Below are 300 nucleotides of genomic sequence, written 5' to 3'. Positions count from 1 at the left end.
GCTCCATCGTTTACACCGCAACACTGACCAACGCTGCCGGCACGCCAGTGACTGTGACCCTGAGCAACGGCGCCGTGATCACCATCGCCGCCAACGCTACCAGCGGTTCCGTCACCGTCGACGCGCCGAAAGACGATGCCTACATTGACGCCGGCAAAGTCAGCGCCACGATTACCACCGCTACCGGCGGCAACTTCGAGAACCTGGTGACCAGCCCGGCGGCGGCAGTCACTGAGGTGACTGACACAATCAACATTTCGACGGTCAGCCTGACCGCCAACGGCTCTGTGGCCGAAGGCG

Annotated in this window: 1 protein-coding gene; it reads left to right on the top strand. The window is 63.0% G+C overall.

The features are described from left to right. The coding region (locus E3W21_RS28710; protein WP_134423024.1) for an immunoglobulin-like domain-containing protein at window positions 1-300 on the top strand (300 nt) is incomplete at both ends.

This window comes from Pseudomonas sp. F01002, assembly GCF_004402115.1.
GTDB lineage: Bacteria > Pseudomonadota > Gammaproteobacteria > Pseudomonadales > Pseudomonadaceae > Aquipseudomonas > Aquipseudomonas frigoris.
This window is presented reverse-complemented; position numbering and strand designations above follow the sequence as displayed.